Source organism: Novipirellula caenicola, assembly GCF_039545035.1.
Classification (GTDB): Bacteria; Planctomycetota; Planctomycetia; order Pirellulales; family Pirellulaceae; genus Novipirellula; species Novipirellula caenicola.
The window spans coordinates 80,003-97,826 of record NZ_BAABRO010000001.1 but is presented as its reverse complement, the minus strand read 5'-3'; the positions used below and the strand labels follow the sequence as shown (position 1 = coordinate 97,826).

The window sequence follows — 17,824 nt, the reverse complement described above, 5'->3', positions numbered from 1 at the left end:
GACTAGCCGGAATCGCGCGAAGCGAGATTGAGAGATTGGCATTCATTTAGCCGGCCACACTTCGGGCGGGCAATTCGCAAGTGAAACGCGACGCTCCCACCGATTCGGATTCCTTTTGCTCGGCTAGCAGTTGACGAAACTGCGGCACCATTTTCTCCGCCGCGATTTCTCCAATCGCTGCCAATTGGCGTGCCTGAGTGAAATCGGCAAAATCAAACGCCGACGTATCCACGGCGATCATTAGGTCAACCGATTTGGTACGCAAGGCGGTTATCTCGTGATCTTGAACTTCGTTGACTCGCATCAGCGTTTCCAAGCGTCCCGGTCGCCGCATTTGTTCGGTCGGGGTGGATGGCGTGTTGCCGGCAAATTGCGGAGTTAATTTTGCTGCGACATCAACGCCAACGACAAGATCGGCTCCGCGGTCCAACAACAAATCCGCTGGCACATTGTTGAAGATGCCTCCATCGACCAACGCCATACCGTCACGCAAAATTGGACGCGAGATCTTGGGTAGGTTAATACTTTCGAGCACCGCATCGACCGCATCGCCTCGATCACGGATGACTTGACGCCCGCTGATCAAGTCGACCGCGACGGTGCTAAGGGGGATTTGCAGCTGCTGCAATTGGACGTCCGCAAAGTGGCGGCGGAGCATCGGTTCCCATCCGCCAGTCCAAAACTTGCTTGCCATATACCACTGGTTCCCTCGTGGCAGGTATCGGAAGAACCAACTGGGCGTCAAATCCTCCTTGAACGTCTCGATCGCACGTTCGAGTTCCCAGCCGAACGCATAAGGTAGCGCGATCAATGCACCGGCGCTGGTACCCGAAATCAAATCAAAATAGATGCCTTCACGCTCCAGTGCCTTCAGGACTCCTAGATGTGCCAATCCTCGCGCCGCCCCGCCCCCTAACGCCAAGCCTATCCGCGTGCCGTGAACGTGACGGATAAGTCGCGACAAACTTTGTCGCTGCTGGCGCGATGCAAGTTGCGGTGTGGTGTCGAGGCTGATCTTAAAGTCCGGCTGCGCCAACGAACTGGCGATCGCGGGAGCATGAGGTGGTTGTTGCGTATCGTCGGTCATCCACATCCAGTGGATTCGCGATGCAAGTGCCGGCTGAGCCTTTAACAAGGTATGCAGCCGATAGGTTGCATGTCCCAGGTCATCGGGTGTGACCAACCACCACACTTGTTCGCACTGAGGCAGGATCGCTGCGAACGTTTCGATCGATAGCTTGGGCGAAAGATTGACGAGCGTGGCGTCTTCACGGCGTTGGTGGTCGAGCACGTACTTGCGAATCCACTCCGATTTTTCCTGCCCCGCTAAGTTGGCTGGAATACGGCTGTTTTGAAACGACGATGTTCCTGCCTCCGCCGAATGAATCGCTTCCTCGGCAATCACACATACTTGGTCGCCTTCGGCCGCCAACGCCGTGGCGAACCGAGACGCAAAGAACATCGTGCCCGTATGCTGGTTAACGATTCCGATCACCCGTGGACGGCTGCGTCGTTGTTGTCCGTGTGCCTCGCGACGCAGCCGAAAACCAAGCGTGCGACAAGCGTTCGCCGCCAATCCCGGGACCGTCAAAATCAATTGCTGAAACGCATCCTGTTTCAATTCGAGTAATTCGCAATCCATCACCGCGGTCATCATCACCGCGCGGCGACCGCCGGTCAGCATCGCGATCTCGCCAAAATGTTCACCCACATCCAAATGGTCGATAAAACGCACCGCACCGGCCGACGCTGCCGTTTCGATTTTGACTCGTCCTTTGACCACAATAAACATGCTGTCGCCCGGATCGTCTTCCGAGAAGATGACGTCACCGCTCTGGTACGCAACCAATCGGCAGGCATCAATGACCTGCTGAGCGTGAGCATCATTCAGTCCGCAGCATAGTTGGCTCGATTGCAAGATTTCTTTTAGCATGCTGTCGTTTCTCTCCCGCGGCGGTCCACACGTCGGCTTCTGATTAAAATTATCGTCGGCTGTCAATCACTTCATTGTGTTCGAAATCACCAGCACCCAGGTAATGCAAAAAAATGATTTTCATGATAAGCCGCAGCAGTCGGCCAGCACTGCGTAGCGAAACTCGTCAAGAGTTTTGGGCGGCCACCGATTCGTAGCGGAACTCGTCAAGAGTTTCGTGGGAATAAAACCATGAAACGAAAATCGTTGACGACTTGTTGAATGAGTCGTACGACGGACTAGGAAGTCCATCATACGACCCTTGCCGCAGGAAACTTCACCAAAACAACAAGCCGTCAAGAGTTTCGAAAGCATAAAACATTAGACGAAAGTCTTGACGGCTTCCGCTACGCCAAATGAGCCAAATGGATAAGTCAGCAATCTACGGCGGTTGGGTCAGCTCTCCAAATACAAGGCACCTCGCCGGCGAAGTCGTCTCAATTTCTGAATCGACATGCGGGAAACAATCGCTTGCGTCTTTAACGATGGCTTTCGTGTCCGCATGACGCTCGCAATTTCGATTGTGGCGAAACTAAGCGTATCACCAGAGATCACGTTTTGGGCTCTTTTTAACAGGCTTTGATAGCGAGTGAGAGCGGTTTCCCGCTGATCCACCCTTCTCAGCAAAGATGCGTCTTGGCAGCTCCAGATCGTAGGTAGATAATTTGCATGTCCGTGGCAAACAGCGGGTGAAGGGAATCTCGCTCGCGGCTTGCCGCATCGTGTTTGAATTGTGCAGGTTTTTCTTACGTCGACAGGCCTGTTTGGAACTTCCAAGCCTCTGGGGGTTCTAAATCGACGAGACCTTTATCGTGGGTCGCAATTCAAATGATTCAGGAATATTCATTCGACCACCAATGCGTTAGCGATCCTTGATCTTCCATGGATGGATGTGAGCTAGATCCAGGGAAGGAACGCAGCAATATCGAAGGAGCTTGATTCGATGAAGACAACACCGCCCTGCGACCTTTGGGGTATGAAGACCTCGACATTCGAAATCGATGTTTTGCCCAATTCGCAAGCAAAGAAGGAACTGGTCGATTGGATCGACCGCCAGCTGCAAGCATTGTTAGATTCGCAGTCTGAATTTGCGAGTCCTCAGTCATTGCACGATGCAATGGATCCGCAGCAGCTGGGGCGGTAGACGGAGCGCTAGAAACGACACCACGACCGCTCATCACGATGTCGCCATGGACGGGGTGTCAACCAATGCAAAATCCACCACGAACGGATTCGTGGGGTTTTGCTTTTTTTTTTGCGACGACCATCGCTTGCTAGGTGATCGCTTGCTAGGTGATCACTTGCTTATTCCCAGCCGACGGGTTGGGTCCACGCTTGCTGCTTTTGGTTGTTGAACGACGGATCCACCGGCGGCTTGCTGCTGGTCACGACCGCTCGGACATACAGCTCGTTGCCGGTCAAGGTGTACTCGGGTGTTACCGAGTCCGACGTTGCGACCACGGCTCCGATGCGATGTTCATCCACGCCGTCTCCCTTTTTCAGGGTGGCAATGAACTGTGTTTCGTACGTCGTGTCCGGCTCGCTTGCGATCACCAACGACAAAGTGCGATCCTGTTTGTCAAATTGCACGTCGGACAACGTCACGCCGCTGGACGCATAAAAATCACCCTGCTTCATTGCCCGAATCAAATGCTCGGGGGTCAAGTACTTGCTGCGGACCATCACCCAACCACGTCCTGGGCGTGAACCGGGTTTGCCGTGGTATTCGTGAGAATCGTCGGTCGCGATCCCCATCAACGGTGGAATGTCCAACGACGTTTGACGAATCGCGTTGGCGATGTCCCACATGCGTTCGATGCTGGGGTGGTCGTCGTCGCCAAGATGGTTCACACCAGGGTGACCGTTGTAGACTTCAAAAAATCGTTCCGAAACGACCGCTGCTAAATCCTCGGCGGTGACCGCGTAGTGGAAATTGGGATGGTTCACGTGTGGCAGAACTTCACGGCCATGCTTCTTTTCATGTTCGAGGATCGCACGCAAGTTGTTTTCGATCGCCTGCCGGACGGTTTCGCCGCCGACTGGCTTGATCACTTCCGCCAAATTCGTGGCGTTAATGTGGACTGGTTTGCCTTCGGCTTTATCGCTGATCTCTTCAGCGGGAATCAGGATGAATTTGCCGGCCTCTTCGAGCAAGTAGCGAAACTCGTCCATCGGTTTTAATCGGACTTCGTGGTCTTCATGGCCGGCTTCGCCTCGGGTTTCCACCCATGCGTTTCCGAAACGATAGCGGTAACGATCCAAAATGCCTTCGTCGGCTCGCTTGTGTATCGCCGACATCGCCATCCAACGCATCCCCTCGCTTAAAACGTTGTGATCGGTCAGCGCGAGAAAGTTGTAATCGCGTTGGCGATACCAATCCGCGATCATTTCCGGAAATTCATCGCCATCACTCCACAACGAATGGGTATGCAGATTGCCCTTCCACCATCGTGCCTCGGGCTCGCGGTCTGATGGTGTTTCAGCGGTGACGCGGACGGTCAATGTCAGCAGTAGAAAGCTTGCAACGATCCAGTGTTTCAGCATGTTATTTTGGTGACGCATGTTACTTGGGTTCGGGCCAATTCAAGTGTTTGTGTAGAAAGGCAAACGTCCCTAGACCGCGAATGGTATGGGGACCGTTAAAGAATTCGATTGTGGTGGAATCACCGATTCCTAGCTCGTCGTAATGACGCCGGACTTTGGCATATTCCGACGCCACCCACTCATCGGGCGCGACACCATCGCGATGTCCACGCTCGACCATGAACGGGCGCGGCGTCATCATACAGGCAAGCTCGGCATAGCTGGCGATGTTACCCATGTTCCACTCCCAAATTTCATATTCCCCGGTGTAGACGTAACTGGCCCGATAGAGGTTGCTGGTCGTTTTGCCAATCCACTCGTTGAAGTCTGCAGAGCAAATCGACAATGCGTACTCAGGCACAAATGGGGGCACCCGCATTGCTGTTTTGCCACCGTAGGAAATGCCATAAAATGCAATCCGATCACGGTCCACATGCGGCAGCGTGCAAAGCCACTGGAGCGTTCGTTCGTGCTGCGGGATGATGTAACTAAACAGCGATCGTTTCAGCGGGTTGGATTTGCGCTGGATTTCACGAAACGCATCGCCACCGCGATAAGGATTCTGGGGGGCGTAGACAATGAACCCACGCAGCGCAAGTTCAGCAGCAAAACCTCGCCGCAAAAATTGATCCTTGCGTTGCTCCAGTGTACTGGCCGCTGTCCCTTCGAGCCCATGTTGGCAAACGACGACTGGGCGTCGCTCGCCAGGCTTTAAATCGGTCGGCAACAACAAGATGCCAGCAGCGATCACATCGGTAAAGACATCCAGTACCACTTCGTAGCCTTTGAACTTTTCTTCATCGAAAATTAATCGAGAGCGTGGGTTAATCGGTAACATCGCATGGGGAAGCCGCCCGATGACCTCGTCATAAAACTCATCGCGGTAAGACCGAGTGGTGGTTTCCCAGGCAGCGACCGTGCTGCGGTCGGCTTGCCGCCAATGTTCATCGCGAATCCGCGGACTGTCGCGAACCAAGCGTTGATTGCGTTCGACCAATTCATTGACTTGCCTCGCTTGGCGAGCCGACGGATCGGGCAGCGGTAAATGCGAGGTTAGGGCAGCAGCGGTGCCGTTTAGGTGTTCAACATCGAGCCCGATCAAGAACGAGCTCAGTGCCGCTTCGCTGCCGGCAGGTCCGGTCGCCGTGGCGGCCGTGTCGTCACCGCTGATCACCAATTTGATTTGGTCTCGGCGTCCCAACGGTTCGTAGTGGGATTTTGCCCGAGTGAACTCGTCGCGAACCGAGGCAATTTCAGCGGAGTGGATTTGCCCCGGCGCTGCGCCGCCTCGGCGGCCGGCGGTGACAGAGGGTGGTCCATCGACTTCGGGAACTCGGCACGCTTCGATCGTCAGCCGCCGCGGGGCGATCAACGATGCGATGTCGGCGTCGGCAAATTCGCTTAGCAATCCCCAAACATTGCGGTAAATCGGTTCTCGCCAAACGTTTTCACGATTGTCGAAATAGCCGCACACCAACGCCGAATCGATCCGTGGATCGATCGCCGCAGCATACATCCCCACCAGCCCGCCTTCGCCGACACCAAGCACCCCAATCGGCCGAATTACGTTTTTTGAATTTCTTCGGGCGACAAAGTGATCCACGGCGGCAAGCACTTTTTGTACCTCGTATCCGATCACATGCCGTCCGATTTCAAACGAAGTGCGATAAACAAATTCGCGGTGGGGTTGGTTGGTGAAACCGACCAACGGATGTCCCGAGAATTCGCATTCGCGACTGAGCAGCGTTGGAATCAATACCTCGCACCCCTGCTGGACCAACCGCAGTACGAATGGATGGACATCCGCGTTTTCGATCAATCCAACAAATGCCTCGGGGCTCCACTGGGCATCTGGAATCGCGATCACCGTTGCGATTGGATCGCGTCCTTTGGGGGACAACAGCAATCCTTCGCCGGTGACACCGTCCAGGACCGGCCAATTGACTTCGTAAGCGACACAGTGCCCTGAGCTCGCTAAAATCGGCGGCGCCGAATTAAATTGGTCGTGGGATAGCGTCATCCGTATTCCCGGATGATCCACACGCGAATCGACCACACCGATGATCTCGGCAAATCGTTTTCGATTCGGCCGAACGCTTTGCAAATAGTGATCATCGGACGAATAATCACGCTGCCAATGTTGTTGGCGGGTTAATTCGGATCGGCTTAATTCGCGTTCCGCAAAGCGGTTGATTCCACTTACCATCCACACATCGATCGGTTCGTCGACCTGTAGCGGCTGAGTGCCAGGCAACGATTGTCCAAGTTTTAATGCTGTCGGCGTGTGGTCCTCGGCATACGCGGTCCTGAACAACATCAGCGCAAACACGAATGCCACCGAAAGCATAGGGACGAACAACCGAAAGCCGCGATCAGAGATTCGCATCTATAGACTTGAAGGTGAGAGGCGGGCGAGGCAGGAAGTCTTTGCGATGCTATTCTACATCGTTTGCGCCGTCATGTGTGAGCGAGGCCGTTTTGCGGCAATCGGGGGGCAACGATAACACTGTGGGAACTTTCGACGACATCCGCCGCAGGCCGAATCCAAATTGGGTTAACGCTGGATTTGATTGTGCGGCGCCGCGATGACGTATACAATCGAGGCTCCCGCCGAGTGACCATCGTGCTCGCTCTATACACTTGCTCCCGCCTCGCGAAAGTGTGATCGAATGAAATGTTTTGAATTCTTGCGGTTCCGTGTGCCTGTGGTTGGGCTTGGACTCGTGCTTGGTTTTGCCTTTGCGGCGTATTGCGGTCCGCCATCGCACGCCAACGACTCGATCGAGCCCAAAGACAAAGTCGACAATGCCGTTTCCATTGCCACGTTTGATATTGATGCCACGCCGCCGGTCGGATTCATGATGGCCTATGATCGGGTCCGCAGCCATGGTGAACTGGGACTGCGGTGTCGCGGGGTGGTGATCATGGGTGCCGGTGATCCCATCGTGCTGTGTGCGGTCGATTGGATTGGGATCGGGAATCAAAGCCAAGATGTTTTTCGTGATCGCATCGCGAAGGCAGCCAAAACAACCCCGACGCGGGTGGCAGTGCATACATTACACCAGCACGACGCGCCGCGTAGTGATTTTGGAGCCGAGTCGCTATTGAATCAAGTCGGCGCTTCGGACTTAGGAGCACATGACGGTTCATTTGCCCGCCGCGTGATCGATCGCTTGGCGACCGCCATCGAAAGTTCGATCAAAACAGCCCAGCCGGTCACCCATGCTGGTTTCGGATCGGCAGAGGTGCACGAGGTGGCCTCGAATCGTCGACTGCAAAACGAAACCGGCAAAGTGGTGGCGACTCGCTACACTGCGACTCGCGATGCCAAGTTACGTGCGTTGCCGGTGGGAACCATCGATCCAGTGCTCAGTTCGCTATCGTTTTGGAATGGCGATACTCCCGTTGCCGTGCTGAGCTACTACGCGTGTCATCCGCAAAGCTATTATCGCACCGGCATCCCAAGTCCCGATTTTCCAGGCATTGCTCGATTCTTCCGCAGTCAAGATGCTCCCGGTCCCCTGTACGTCCACTTCAATGGTGCAGGCGGAAACATCGGAGCCGGGAAATACAACGACGGATCGAAACCCAACCGTTTGATCCTGGCAAAACGCGTCGCCGACGCGATGCAGCGGTCAATGGAAACTACCGAAAAGTTTGCCATCGGTCCCGATGATGTGAATTGGACCACCGTGGGGGCGGCGCTTCCACCGGCAAAGCATCTCGACCGCGATACGTTGGCCGCGGGCGTGGCATCATGGGACGGCGTCAAATATTGGGGCGCCCCCGACGAATTGGCGTGGCTATTACGCTGCGAAAACGGTCACAAAATCGATTTGGGGTGCTTGTCCGTCGGCAAAGTACGAGTGCTGCATATGCCGGGTGAATTGTTTGTGGAATACCAATTGGCTGCCAAGGCGTTGCGGCCCGATTTGCGTGTCGCGATGGCGGCCTATGGCGACTATGGACCCGGCTATATCGGAACTGCCGAAGCGTACGAACAAGGTGGCTACGAGACCAGCCAAGCGGCATCCAACGTGGCTCCGGAAGTCGAAACCGTTCTGATGGATGGCATCAAGACGTTGTTGCAAGTCAAGGAGGTGGCACAGTGAACGTTCAAAACTTAGAACCGATCCGAAAACGGGTAGCGAAAGTCATCAAAGCATTCGACGCAGCGCGATCGGAGCCGAATTCCGCTACGACGGCATCAACCATGACAAATCATACTTGGTTTTCCGGCCGGCTATTGTTGATGTCAATGTTTTGTTTGACTCCTTTGATGATGTTCACATGCGTTACAGGCGATCTTTCGGCCAAGGAACCTGCCTCGACAAAGCAACCGGATTACTCCGACGAGCTGCCACGAATCGCTCCGACCGATCCGGACGCCTCGCTTTCCACCTTCACCGTGGCCGAGGGATTTCAGATTCAACAAGTGGCGGCAGAACCGTTGGTCGGCAGCCCGGTAGCAATCGAATGGGATGAACACGGGGCGATGTTCGTGTGTGAGATGCGAGGTTACAGCGAAAACCGTGACGATGGTATTTCCAGTATCGCGAAGTTGACTGATTCCGACGGCGACGGGGTCTATGACGAACGCGTCGAATTCGCCAGCGGCTTGTTTTGGCCAACGGCATTGTTTCCGTACGACGGCGGGTTGTTCGTCGGCGATGCCCCCGATCTGTTGTATCTCAAAGACACCGACGGCGACGGAATGGCGGATCTGAAACAGCGAGTGTTGACCGGGTTTGGCACGTCCAATGTCCAAGGATTGATGAATTCTTTTCGCTGGGGGCTCGATAATCGGATTCATATCGCCTGCAGTAGCGTGGGAGGCGAAATTCGTCATGCACACGCAGCGCCGGACGTCGCAGGGATCAGCATCCGTGGACGTGACTTGGCACTGAATCCTCGCACCTATCAATTTGAACCGACCAGTGGTGCGGCGCAGCACGGGATGAGTTTTGACGATTGGGGGCGAAAATTTGTCTCCTCCAACAGTGATCACATTCAACAGGTGATGTACGACGATGCGGACATCGCGCGAAACCCCTTTGTCGTTCCGCCGCCGTCGCGAATTTCGATCGCCGCCGATGGACCGCAAGCCGAAGTGTTTCGCACCAGTCCCGTGGAACCGTGGCGTATCGTGCGAACACGGCTGCGAGTCTCGGGCGCCGTCAAGGGCGTGGTCGAAGGCGGAGGCCGAGCGGCAGGCTACTTTACCGGCGCGACAGGCGTGACGATCTACCGCGGCGATGCTTGGCCCAAGAAGTGGAAAGGCTACGCGTTCGTCGGCGATGTCGGCAGCAATTTAATTCACCGCAAAATGCTCGAACAAAATGGTTTAGAGTTCGTTGCCAAACGCATCGACGACCAAAGCGAATTCGTGACCTCGACGGACATTTGGTTTCGACCGGCTCAATTTGCCAACGCTCCCGATGGAACGCTGCATGTGATCGATGTCTATCGCGAAGTGATCGAGCATCCCTTGTCGCTGCCCGAACAGATCAAAAAGCACCTCGATTTGACTTCGGGACGCGACCGCGGGCGAATCTATCGAATCGTCCCGACGCCTTACAAACACCGTCCGTTGCAAAGTCTCGCCAAAGCAAAGACAGCGGAATTGGTTGAACTGCTTGCCCACGAAAACGCTTGGCACCGCGAAACCGCCGCGCGGTTGTTGTACCAGCGGCAAGACCCTTCGGCGATCGAGCCATTGCGGACGTTGATCCGCGAAAGTTCGTCGCCGCTGGGGCGAATGCATGCGTTGTACGCACTGGATGGACTTGCCGCACTGGATGGGCCGATTCTGCTACGCGGACTGCAGGACACGCATCCGCAGGTGCGACGACATGCGTTGCGGTTGATCGAATCGGTTCCGCTCACTGCGTCGATCCAGCAGCGGCTTGCGGAGCTGACGGAGGACGAATCGATCGAGGTTCGCTACCAGTTGGCGTTTGCGTTGGCAAACACCAAGGGGGACGTCCGCGTGGACAGCTTGATGCGCATTCTCAGTCATGACCCCAACGATCGCTGGATTAACGCTGCGGTGCAAACTGCGGTCGGCGATGACGCCGACAAACTGCTCGCTCGGCTGAGTCAGATCGAAACACTTCAGGGGAAATCGGCAGCGTCGTTCAAACAGCAATTGGAGCAACAGATAGCGTCGCGATCACGTAACGCACATTCCGGTCATGATCGTGATCCGCAATCCCATGTCGCAACGACCGCAGCGGTCCGGTCCCCCGAGTCGGTTGCCAAACGGCAGCGAGTGGTGGCAGCGTATCGCGACGCGCTTTCGATGCCGAGTGACCTGGAACGCGGACGCAAACATTTTCAAAAACACTGCAGCGCGTGCCATCGTGTCGAAGGGGTTGGCCACGAAATCGGTCCAAATCTGGCGACGATAAAATCACGCGGCGAGGAAACTCTATTGACCGCAGTGCTCGATCCAAATCGCGAGGTGAATCCGCAATACATCAATTACGTCGTGGCGACCGTCGATGGAGAAATCGTCTCGGGAATGATCATCGACGAAGGGGCAACAAGTTTGACGTTGCGGCGCGGCGACAACGTGACCGACACGGTGCTGCGAATTGACATCGACGAACTGAAGAACACCGGCTTGTCGATCATGCCCGAAGGATTCGAAGACGCGATGGACAAACAAGCGGTGGCCGATTTGATTGCCTATCTGATGCAAGCGTCTTGAGCAAATCGCGAGGTTGTCAGTCGCGTTTCAATCGGGGTGAGCAAATCAATCGGGGTGAGCAAAGATGAAAACGCGTCAGCGTCACGCGGTCGCGTCGTCGGACTTCGTCACCGTGGCTTGCATGATGGTGAAAAACGAAAGCGGGGTTGGCTTGTAGCAGCGGTCAAACCGCAGCGGCAGTCCCGCGACAACGTCGCGAAGATCCAAGTCGGTTCGCCAACCGAGTCGTCGGGTGATGTTACCGGCCGAATCCACCACTTTGGCAATCAGCGAATTCTCGCTGCGGAAATGGTTGACCATCAAGATCTTTCCGCCCGGCCGACACACTCGCACCATCTCGCTCATCATCGACCGCGGTTTTGACACGACGCTGATGGTGTGAAACGACGTGACCACATCAAAGCTGTTGTCGGAAAACGTCAGCCGCTCGGCATTCATGGGCAACACGTTGACGTGATTCCACTGTTTTTGCTCAATCAGCTGTTCCGCTTCGGCGAGCATTGACTCCGACAAATCGACTCCGGTCAACCGAATGTCGTGCGGATAGCTGTCGAGCGACAATCCGGTGCCAACGCCGACTTCAAGCACCTCGGTGCCCGCGGAGATGTTCATCGCGGCGATCGCGCCACGGATATTTCGCTTGGCAACCGCCGGCCATAATCCTTGATAAACCGGAACCAAATTGTCATACAGCCGGCTGCGGTGCGGTTCGGCAATTTTCGTCTTCTTCGGTGGCGAAACAGTGCTCATTGGTCCTGAAACCCTGTGAAAAACTCAGTCATGCTGATTCAATATCAATGCTGGCTTACCCTACGTTTCGCCCGCGTTGCCTCGAAAGCATTGCAGTTTTTGTGCGAGTGTCAACTCGCACGCAGCAACGCCTCAGAGACCGTTAAGTCCTTATTAGGATAGCGTTTAGGGGATCGAGACAAACAGCCCCAATGCCGATTTTGAACCGATCTATTACACGTCTATTACAAATTGACGGGCGTTTGGAAGTCCAATAACAGAAAAGGTCCCCTCGTTCAGGTGGTTTTGGCGGCGATCGCCGCGAGGAACGCTCGGTTGAAACCGAACGTTTGCAGGCGTCATTCGCTCGCTTTCCCCTACGTGGGACGCCTGATTGCGTCAGACGTTTTGGCCAACGCTTTGAAGCGTTTTTTCGTAGCTACCTTCGCCAGAAGGTGGTGATTCGCATTGCACGGCGGCCATCCATGCTTTTCCACGCTCTGGCGAGCGTAGCTACAAAACGCAAAAGCAATTGCGTCTATTCGTCCGCAACGGCGGGTTCGGGAGGCAACCGTTTGCCGCTCCAAAGCGACCGCACAGGGGGCCCGAATGCGTAGTAGCAGAACGCGATCGGCAGCGCGACCCAGTGCAACAGAAAGCCTCCGACAATCGCAAACAACGCCTGCCCAAATTGATGCGTCGACCAACGTCCACTGACCAATTGCTGGAACACGTGCGGGTATTGGAAGCGGGATGTCATCAAATAAGCCAGCACCACCGCCAAAAACGGGATCACATAGTGCGCTGCAATCAACGCGTATTGGGCGAGATGATGCACAAATTCGGGGTAAAACGGGTCGGTCGCGATCGATGCCACGTCGGGCATTGCGATCGCAAACGCGGCGATGGTTCCTGCGGCGGCCGGACTCGGAAGCCCTTCGAAGCCGTCATGAGGATCGTCGTCGTCGGTTTCGACGTTGAATCGAGCCAAGCGAATCAGCACGCAAAGTGTGAACAGGACTCCGATCGTCCAGCTGAGTTTCTCGGGAAAAACGTCGCTGATTCTCCAGACGATCACGGCCGGTGCGGTCCCAAAGGTGATCGCGTCACACAAACTGTCCAATTCGCCTCCGAATCGGCTTTCCTGGCCCGTCAATCGAGCTGCTGAGCCGTCCAGCGCATCGAAAACCATGCCGACAAAGATCAAAACGCCGGCGACAAACAGCTTTTCCTCGGGTTCGCGTGCCAACGAATCGCTCATCGCCACCGAGATCGCAGCCATCCCACAGACGGCGTTGCCAAGCGTCAAAAGGGTGGGCAAGACGGCGAGATTGAACTTTCGTTTGCGGCGTTTTCGGTTCTTCTTTGACAACAATCGCTTACCCAGCCGAACCTTTTCACGTCGTTCCGAACTGTCCGATCCGTCGAGCGGCTCCGACAACTCGGGGTCGATCGCCGCATCGATTTCGTTGGATTCGTCAACGGGGGCATCGACCGATTCGTCGCTAGAACGCCTGCGGGAACGGCTGCCAAACAAACTTCGTTTGAGTTCACTCATGGATTTGTATTGCGATTCCAACTTGGATGGTGCCGGCGATTCCGGCGGCGGGGATTGGGGAACGCCAGCGGCACGGCGATGTTTTTTCAGCTCGGGATGTCTGGTTCGGACGCGGGGCAGTCCATTGAGGCGATTCGGGCGTTTGGGGGACGTGTTCGGCGCTCGGTCTGTTTTCTCAGCTTAATCATACGTCGCAGCAACGCAGCGTCGAAAACGCCGGTTCGGCGATTTCCGGTCAAGTGGTTCGATTTTTCACGTCGTACCGATTACCAACGCCTGGCCTCTTGATCGTGTCTGCAAATGCACCGCTACCGGTACTCATGGTCCACCAGCGTATCCGCTATAACAGCAGTATGTCGATATGCGAAGCTACCGGAGAGAGAAGACGTCCATGATGACCCCCCGTTATTTGATGCCCTTTGATACGCGACGATCACTGCATCGGTTTACCGATGTGTTGATCATCGGGGGTGGGCTAGCCGGTTTGCGAGCCGCCAATGCGGTCGAATCCAATCGCTCGGTATTGGTCGTCACCAAAGACAAACTGCGCGAATCAAATAGCAATTATGCGCAAGGGGGCATCGCCGGGGTTGTCGATCCCGACGACCGTTTCGAAGACCACGTCATCGACACCATGGATGCCGGTGGAAATCTGTGTGATTGCGGCACCGTCGATATGGTGATTCGCGAAGGCCCTCGCAGGATCGAAGAATTGATCCGCTGGGGGACGCGATTTGACGAAGCCGATGGCATCTTGGCACTTGGTCGCGAAGGAGGCCACAGCCGTGAACGGATCGTGCACGCGCAAGGCGATTCGACCGGAGCCGAGATCATGCGTGCGGTCATCGATCGCACTCGCAGTTTGCCGAACGTCGAAATTTGGGATAACGCCTTTACCGTCGACCTGTTGACCTACGAAGGACGTTGCCGCGGCGCGATCATCGTCGGGCCTGACAACCGACCGTTGATGGTGTGGGCCAAAGAAACGATTCTTTGTACCGGAGGGGCCGGGCAAGTTTATCGTGAATCGACCAATCCGCCCGTTGCAACCGGCGATGGGCTGGCGATCGCGTATCGCGCCGGCGTGCAATTGCGTGACATGGAATTTATCCAATTTCATCCCACCGTGCTGTACATCGCAGGATCATCACGATCATTGATCACCGAAGCAATTCGAGGCGAGGGCGCCCACTTGGTCGACGCATCCGGGCACCGATTCATGCCCGAGTATGATTCGCGCGCCGAATTGGCGCCGCGCGATGTCGTCAGCCAATCGATCATTCGTCAGATGAACGTCACCAAACATCCCTGCGTCTACTTGGACTTGGCACATCTGGACGCCGAGAAAGTTCGCAAGCGTTTCCCGGGGATCGCGCAGGCGTGTGCCAAGTTTGGGCTGGACATCACCAGCGACCGCATTCCGGTACGCCCCGGAGCCCACTACATGATTGGCGGAGTGACGGTGGACCGCCAAGGCCGCACGAGTTTGCCGGGTTTGTGGGCCGCCGGCGAAGCGACTAGCAGCGGGCTGCACGGGGCCAACCGACTGGCCAGCAACAGTTTGCTCGAAGGCTTGGTGTATGGCGCCCATGCGGGTGAAGCCGCCTCGCGAGCGGCAGCTGAAAGTGTCAACAAGCTCGAAGCGCTGCCGATTCAGCATCCGATTCATTTGCAGCGTGAATCGTTTGACGTCGCCGACGTGCGAGTATCGCTGAAGAGTTTGATGGGACGATGGGCCGGAGTGGAACGTGACGCCGGAGGGCTGCGTGAAGCCGAGGATTCGATCCGCTCGTTTGCCGCCTACGTCATGTCTCGGCAATTTGATACGGTCGAAGGCTGGGAACTACAAAACATGCTGTTGGTCGCTTCGTGTGTTGTCCGCTCGGCGCTGGCCCGGAATGAATCACGCGGCGTTCATTTTCGATCGGACTTCCCCCACACTGATGACGACAATTGGCGTCGACATCTGACGCAACAGATTGACGTCGATGGCGGACACCCAAAAATAGGGGAACCGCTTGAACCCAACGAGATCACACGATCGAATTAGCATTCATCTCAAGGAAAGGGAACTGCAATCATGATCGAAGAAACCGTTAACAATCTGATCAGCGATCCCGGCGAAGTGCCGTTTGTCGTCCATTCGAAGGTCCGCGGTCCGATTCGAGATTTGACATTTTTGCAGCGGGCGTTGTTGTTCGCCGAATTGTCGATGATTGCGTATAACGACGAAGACGAAGCGAGGCGTGCCGCAAAAGTCGCCGGCTTTGACGACGTGACCTTCTACGACCGTGACGGGTCCCAAGCGTATCGTTTCCGGAACGATTTCGACTGCGTGATCGCATGCCGGGGCACCGAACCGAACGAATGGAATGATATCCAAGCCGATGCCAACGCAGCATCAGTGGTCGCCGAAACGATTGGCAAAGTCCATCGCGGATTTAAACGCGAAGTGGACGACCTGTGGCCGATGATCGAAACCGCGCTGATGAGTAACGAACAACCACTTTGGTTTTGTGGGCATTCGCTCGGCGGAGCGATGGCGACGATTTGCTCGGGCCGCTGTTTTCTGTCACATATTCCATCGAATCCCGAGCAACTTTATACCTACGGCAGCCCACGGGTCGGCGATAACCGTTACGTTAACTACGTAGCACTCGATCATTTTCGCTTTGTCAACAACAACGATATCGTCACCCGTGTTCCCCCGCTGCTGCTCGGCTATCGCCACTGCGGCAGCGAGGTTTACATTGATCGCCATGGGCGACTTGGGAAATTGAACATGTTGATGCGGCGCCGCGATCGATGGTGGGGATTCATCCACGGTTTGCGTCGCTGGAAAATCGACCATTTCAGCGACCATTCAATCCACAATTACATCGCGGCCATTTTGGATGCGGTTCAAGCCGAGCAAGTCGAACTGGGAGGCGGCGGCGTCGCCAAAACCGGTGCGGAATATGCCGGCGACGAGCGTGAATACACTGAAGAGGAACGAGTTGATTTGCCCCATTTGAAACCACGCATGACGACCTTCGAAAAACAACCCAAGTCATCTGAAGATGGCTTCGACACGAATGAAATGAGAGTTCAGGGATGAGCGGTTCGCAACAGAGTCAAAAACACCGACCCGAGGTTGGCACGACCCAGCCCAACGCGTCTGGGCATGTCGAGATCGACGGCGTTCGTTTGAAACTGTCGCATCCTTATGAAGCGGCCGGGCAATGGATCGGTCAACAAGAAGTGTTGATGCAATTGTTGGCCTGCTGGATATCGGTCGACGATTCAGATCTGCCGCTAACGCCGCGATTGATCGGTTCGCCTGGGGTGGGCAAGACTCAATTGGCGATCGCAGCGGCCAAAGCGCAAGGGCGTCCGCTGTACATTTACCAGTGCACTGCTGACACGCGGCCCGAAGACCTGCTGATCACTCCGGTGCTAAGCCAAGGTGGCGAGATCGCCTATCACGCGTCGCCGCTTGTCACCGCGATGATCACCGGCGGCATCTGCATTTTGGACGAAGGCAACCGGATGAACGAAAAGTCGTGGGCATCACTTGCGCCACTGCTGGACGGGCGCCGTTACGTCGAATCGATCGTCGCCGGGATCACGATTCATGCTGAAAAGGAATTTCGGGCGACCGTGACGATGAACCAGGACGAGTCGACGTTTGAGATTCCTGATTACATCATGAGTCGTTTGCAGCCCACGCTCAGCGTCGGGTTTCCGAGCAAGCAGGATGAAATGTCGATCCTGCAGTACCATTTGCCGTTTGCTCAACCCGAGATGTTGGCGATGACGGTCGAGTTCCTGCAGCATTCGCACGAACTGAAGCTCGATTTTTCGCCTCGCGACGGCATCAATCTGCTGCGTTTTGCAATCAAGCGAATGATGCAAGACAAGAATCATCCGATCAGTGCCGACGAAGCGTGGCAAGAAGCGCTGGAGAAATGTCTCGGCGAAGAAGCGGTGGATCTTGAAAGTTTAGCGCAGCGTCGCAAACGCACGCTCGGCGGCGACGCCGTGCCACTCGGACTCGCCGATCTGTTCTTCGACCCCGATGACCCGCTGCACCCCGACCGCGACGACGACGACGATGACGACGATGACGACCTCTAATCGCAAACCGGCCAACATCGAAGACAATTCCCCGTAGTGGATCTTGCTAAAGATCCCGCGCCAAAACGACCGTCAACCACACCCAACCGCCCCCATTCAATCACAACTCCGCATCGCGGCAGGTGTTCTCTTTCGTAGACCAAAAGGCCGATTG

At 55.6% G+C, this 17,824-nt stretch carries 11 protein-coding genes; 6 read left to right on the top strand and 5 right to left on the bottom strand.

The genetic code is table 11. From position 1 onward, the window contains the following. Positions 1–46: 46 nt before the first annotated feature. Positions 47–1,933 carry a patatin-like phospholipase family protein gene (locus tag ABEA92_RS00345; protein ID WP_345681708.1) on the bottom strand — a complete coding sequence of 629 codons (1,887 nt, stop codon included), beginning with the start codon at positions 1,931–1,933 and terminating at the stop codon, positions 47–49. Between the two features lie 982 nt (positions 1,934–2,915). Here ABEA92_RS00345 and ABEA92_RS00340 point away from each other — a divergent pair. After that, the gene (locus tag ABEA92_RS00340) at positions 2,916–3,116 is read left to right on the top strand and encodes a hypothetical protein (protein ID WP_345681707.1); all 201 of its coding nucleotides are present in this window, start codon (positions 2,916–2,918) and stop codon (positions 3,114–3,116) included. Positions 3,117–3,277: 161 nt separating this feature from the next. On the opposite strand, the gene ABEA92_RS00335 is transcribed toward ABEA92_RS00340, so the two are convergent. Beyond that, positions 3,278–4,534 carry a PHP domain-containing protein gene (locus tag ABEA92_RS00335; RefSeq protein ID WP_345681705.1) on the bottom strand — a complete coding sequence of 419 codons (1,257 nt, stop codon included), beginning with the start codon at positions 4,532–4,534 and terminating at the stop codon, positions 3,278–3,280. Between the two features lies 1 nt (position 4,535). Next, on the bottom strand, positions 4,536–6,941 hold the full coding sequence (locus tag ABEA92_RS00330) for an alpha/beta hydrolase family protein (RefSeq protein ID WP_345681704.1): 2,406 nt from the start codon (positions 6,939–6,941) through the stop codon (positions 4,536–4,538). Positions 6,942–7,224: 283 nt separating this feature from the next. Here ABEA92_RS00330 and ABEA92_RS00325 point away from each other — a divergent pair, with 283 nt between their 5' ends. Both ABEA92_RS00325 and ABEA92_RS00320 read left to right on the top strand, forming a co-directional pair. Further along, a complete protein-coding gene (locus ABEA92_RS00325; protein ID WP_345681703.1) occupies positions 7,225–8,667 on the top strand; it encodes a hypothetical protein in 1,443 nt (480 codons plus the stop codon). 167 nt (positions 8,668–8,834) lie between these two features. Then, on the top strand, positions 8,835–11,267 hold the full coding sequence (locus tag ABEA92_RS00320) for a PVC-type heme-binding CxxCH protein (protein WP_345681702.1): 2,433 nt from the start codon (positions 8,835–8,837) through the stop codon (positions 11,265–11,267). 81 nt (positions 11,268–11,348) lie between these two features. On the opposite strand, the gene ABEA92_RS00315 is transcribed toward ABEA92_RS00320, so the two are convergent. Together ABEA92_RS00315 and pssA are read right to left on the bottom strand one after the other, a co-directional pair. After that, entirely contained in the window at positions 11,349–12,017 is a 669-nt protein-coding gene (locus tag ABEA92_RS00315) for a class I SAM-dependent methyltransferase (protein ID WP_345681701.1), read from the bottom strand. 517 nt (positions 12,018–12,534) lie between these two features. Further along, positions 12,535–13,554, bottom strand: a complete 1,020-nt coding sequence (gene pssA, locus ABEA92_RS00310; protein WP_345681700.1) for a CDP-diacylglycerol--serine O-phosphatidyltransferase — start codon at positions 13,552–13,554, stop codon at positions 12,535–12,537. Positions 13,555–13,945: 391 nt separating this feature from the next. Between pssA and nadB the strand changes: the two genes are divergently transcribed. From nadB to ABEA92_RS00295, 3 genes are read left to right on the top strand one after another with little or no spacing between them, the layout of a single operon-like run. Next, positions 13,946–15,604: an L-aspartate oxidase gene (gene nadB, locus ABEA92_RS00305; RefSeq protein WP_345681699.1), complete on the top strand. Its 1,659-nt coding sequence runs from the start codon at positions 13,946–13,948 to the stop codon at positions 15,602–15,604. 30 nt (positions 15,605–15,634) lie between these two features. Then, positions 15,635–16,651 (top strand): lipase family protein, encoded by a 1,017-nt coding sequence (locus ABEA92_RS00300; protein ID WP_345681698.1) that lies wholly within the window; start codon positions 15,635–15,637, stop codon positions 16,649–16,651. Next, positions 16,648–17,670, top strand: a complete 1,023-nt coding sequence (locus ABEA92_RS00295) for an AAA family ATPase (protein ID WP_345681697.1) — start codon at positions 16,648–16,650, stop codon at positions 17,668–17,670. The genes ABEA92_RS00300 and ABEA92_RS00295 overlap by 4 nt, the downstream gene beginning before the upstream one ends. The last annotated feature ends 154 nt before the right edge of the window (positions 17,671–17,824 follow it).

Coding starts and splice junctions, on each gene's coding strand:
- ABEA92_RS00345 (WP_345681708.1), bottom strand. CDS start 1,933: ATGCTAAAAGAAATCTTGCAATCGAGCCAACTATGCTGCGGACTGAAT.
- ABEA92_RS00340 (WP_345681707.1), top strand. CDS start 2,916: ATGAAGACAACACCGCCCTGCGACCTTTGGGGTATGAAGACCTCGACA.
- ABEA92_RS00335 (WP_345681705.1), bottom strand. CDS start 4,534: ATGCGTCACCAAAATAACATGCTGAAACACTGGATCGTTGCAAGCTTT.
- ABEA92_RS00330 (WP_345681704.1), bottom strand. CDS start 6,941: ATGCGAATCTCTGATCGCGGCTTTCGGTTGTTCGTCCCTATGCTTTCG.
- ABEA92_RS00325 (WP_345681703.1), top strand. CDS start 7,225: ATGAAATGTTTTGAATTCTTGCGGTTCCGTGTGCCTGTGGTTGGGCTT.
- ABEA92_RS00320 (WP_345681702.1), top strand. CDS start 8,835: ATGATGTTCACATGCGTTACAGGCGATCTTTCGGCCAAGGAACCTGCC.
- ABEA92_RS00315 (WP_345681701.1), bottom strand. CDS start 12,017: ATGAGCACTGTTTCGCCACCGAAGAAGACGAAAATTGCCGAACCGCAC.
- pssA (WP_345681700.1), bottom strand. CDS start 13,554: ATGAGTGAACTCAAACGAAGTTTGTTTGGCAGCCGTTCCCGCAGGCGT.
- nadB (WP_345681699.1), top strand. CDS start 13,946: ATGATGACCCCCCGTTATTTGATGCCCTTTGATACGCGACGATCACTG.
- ABEA92_RS00300 (WP_345681698.1), top strand. CDS start 15,635: ATGATCGAAGAAACCGTTAACAATCTGATCAGCGATCCCGGCGAAGTG.
- ABEA92_RS00295 (WP_345681697.1), top strand. CDS start 16,648: ATGAGCGGTTCGCAACAGAGTCAAAAACACCGACCCGAGGTTGGCACG.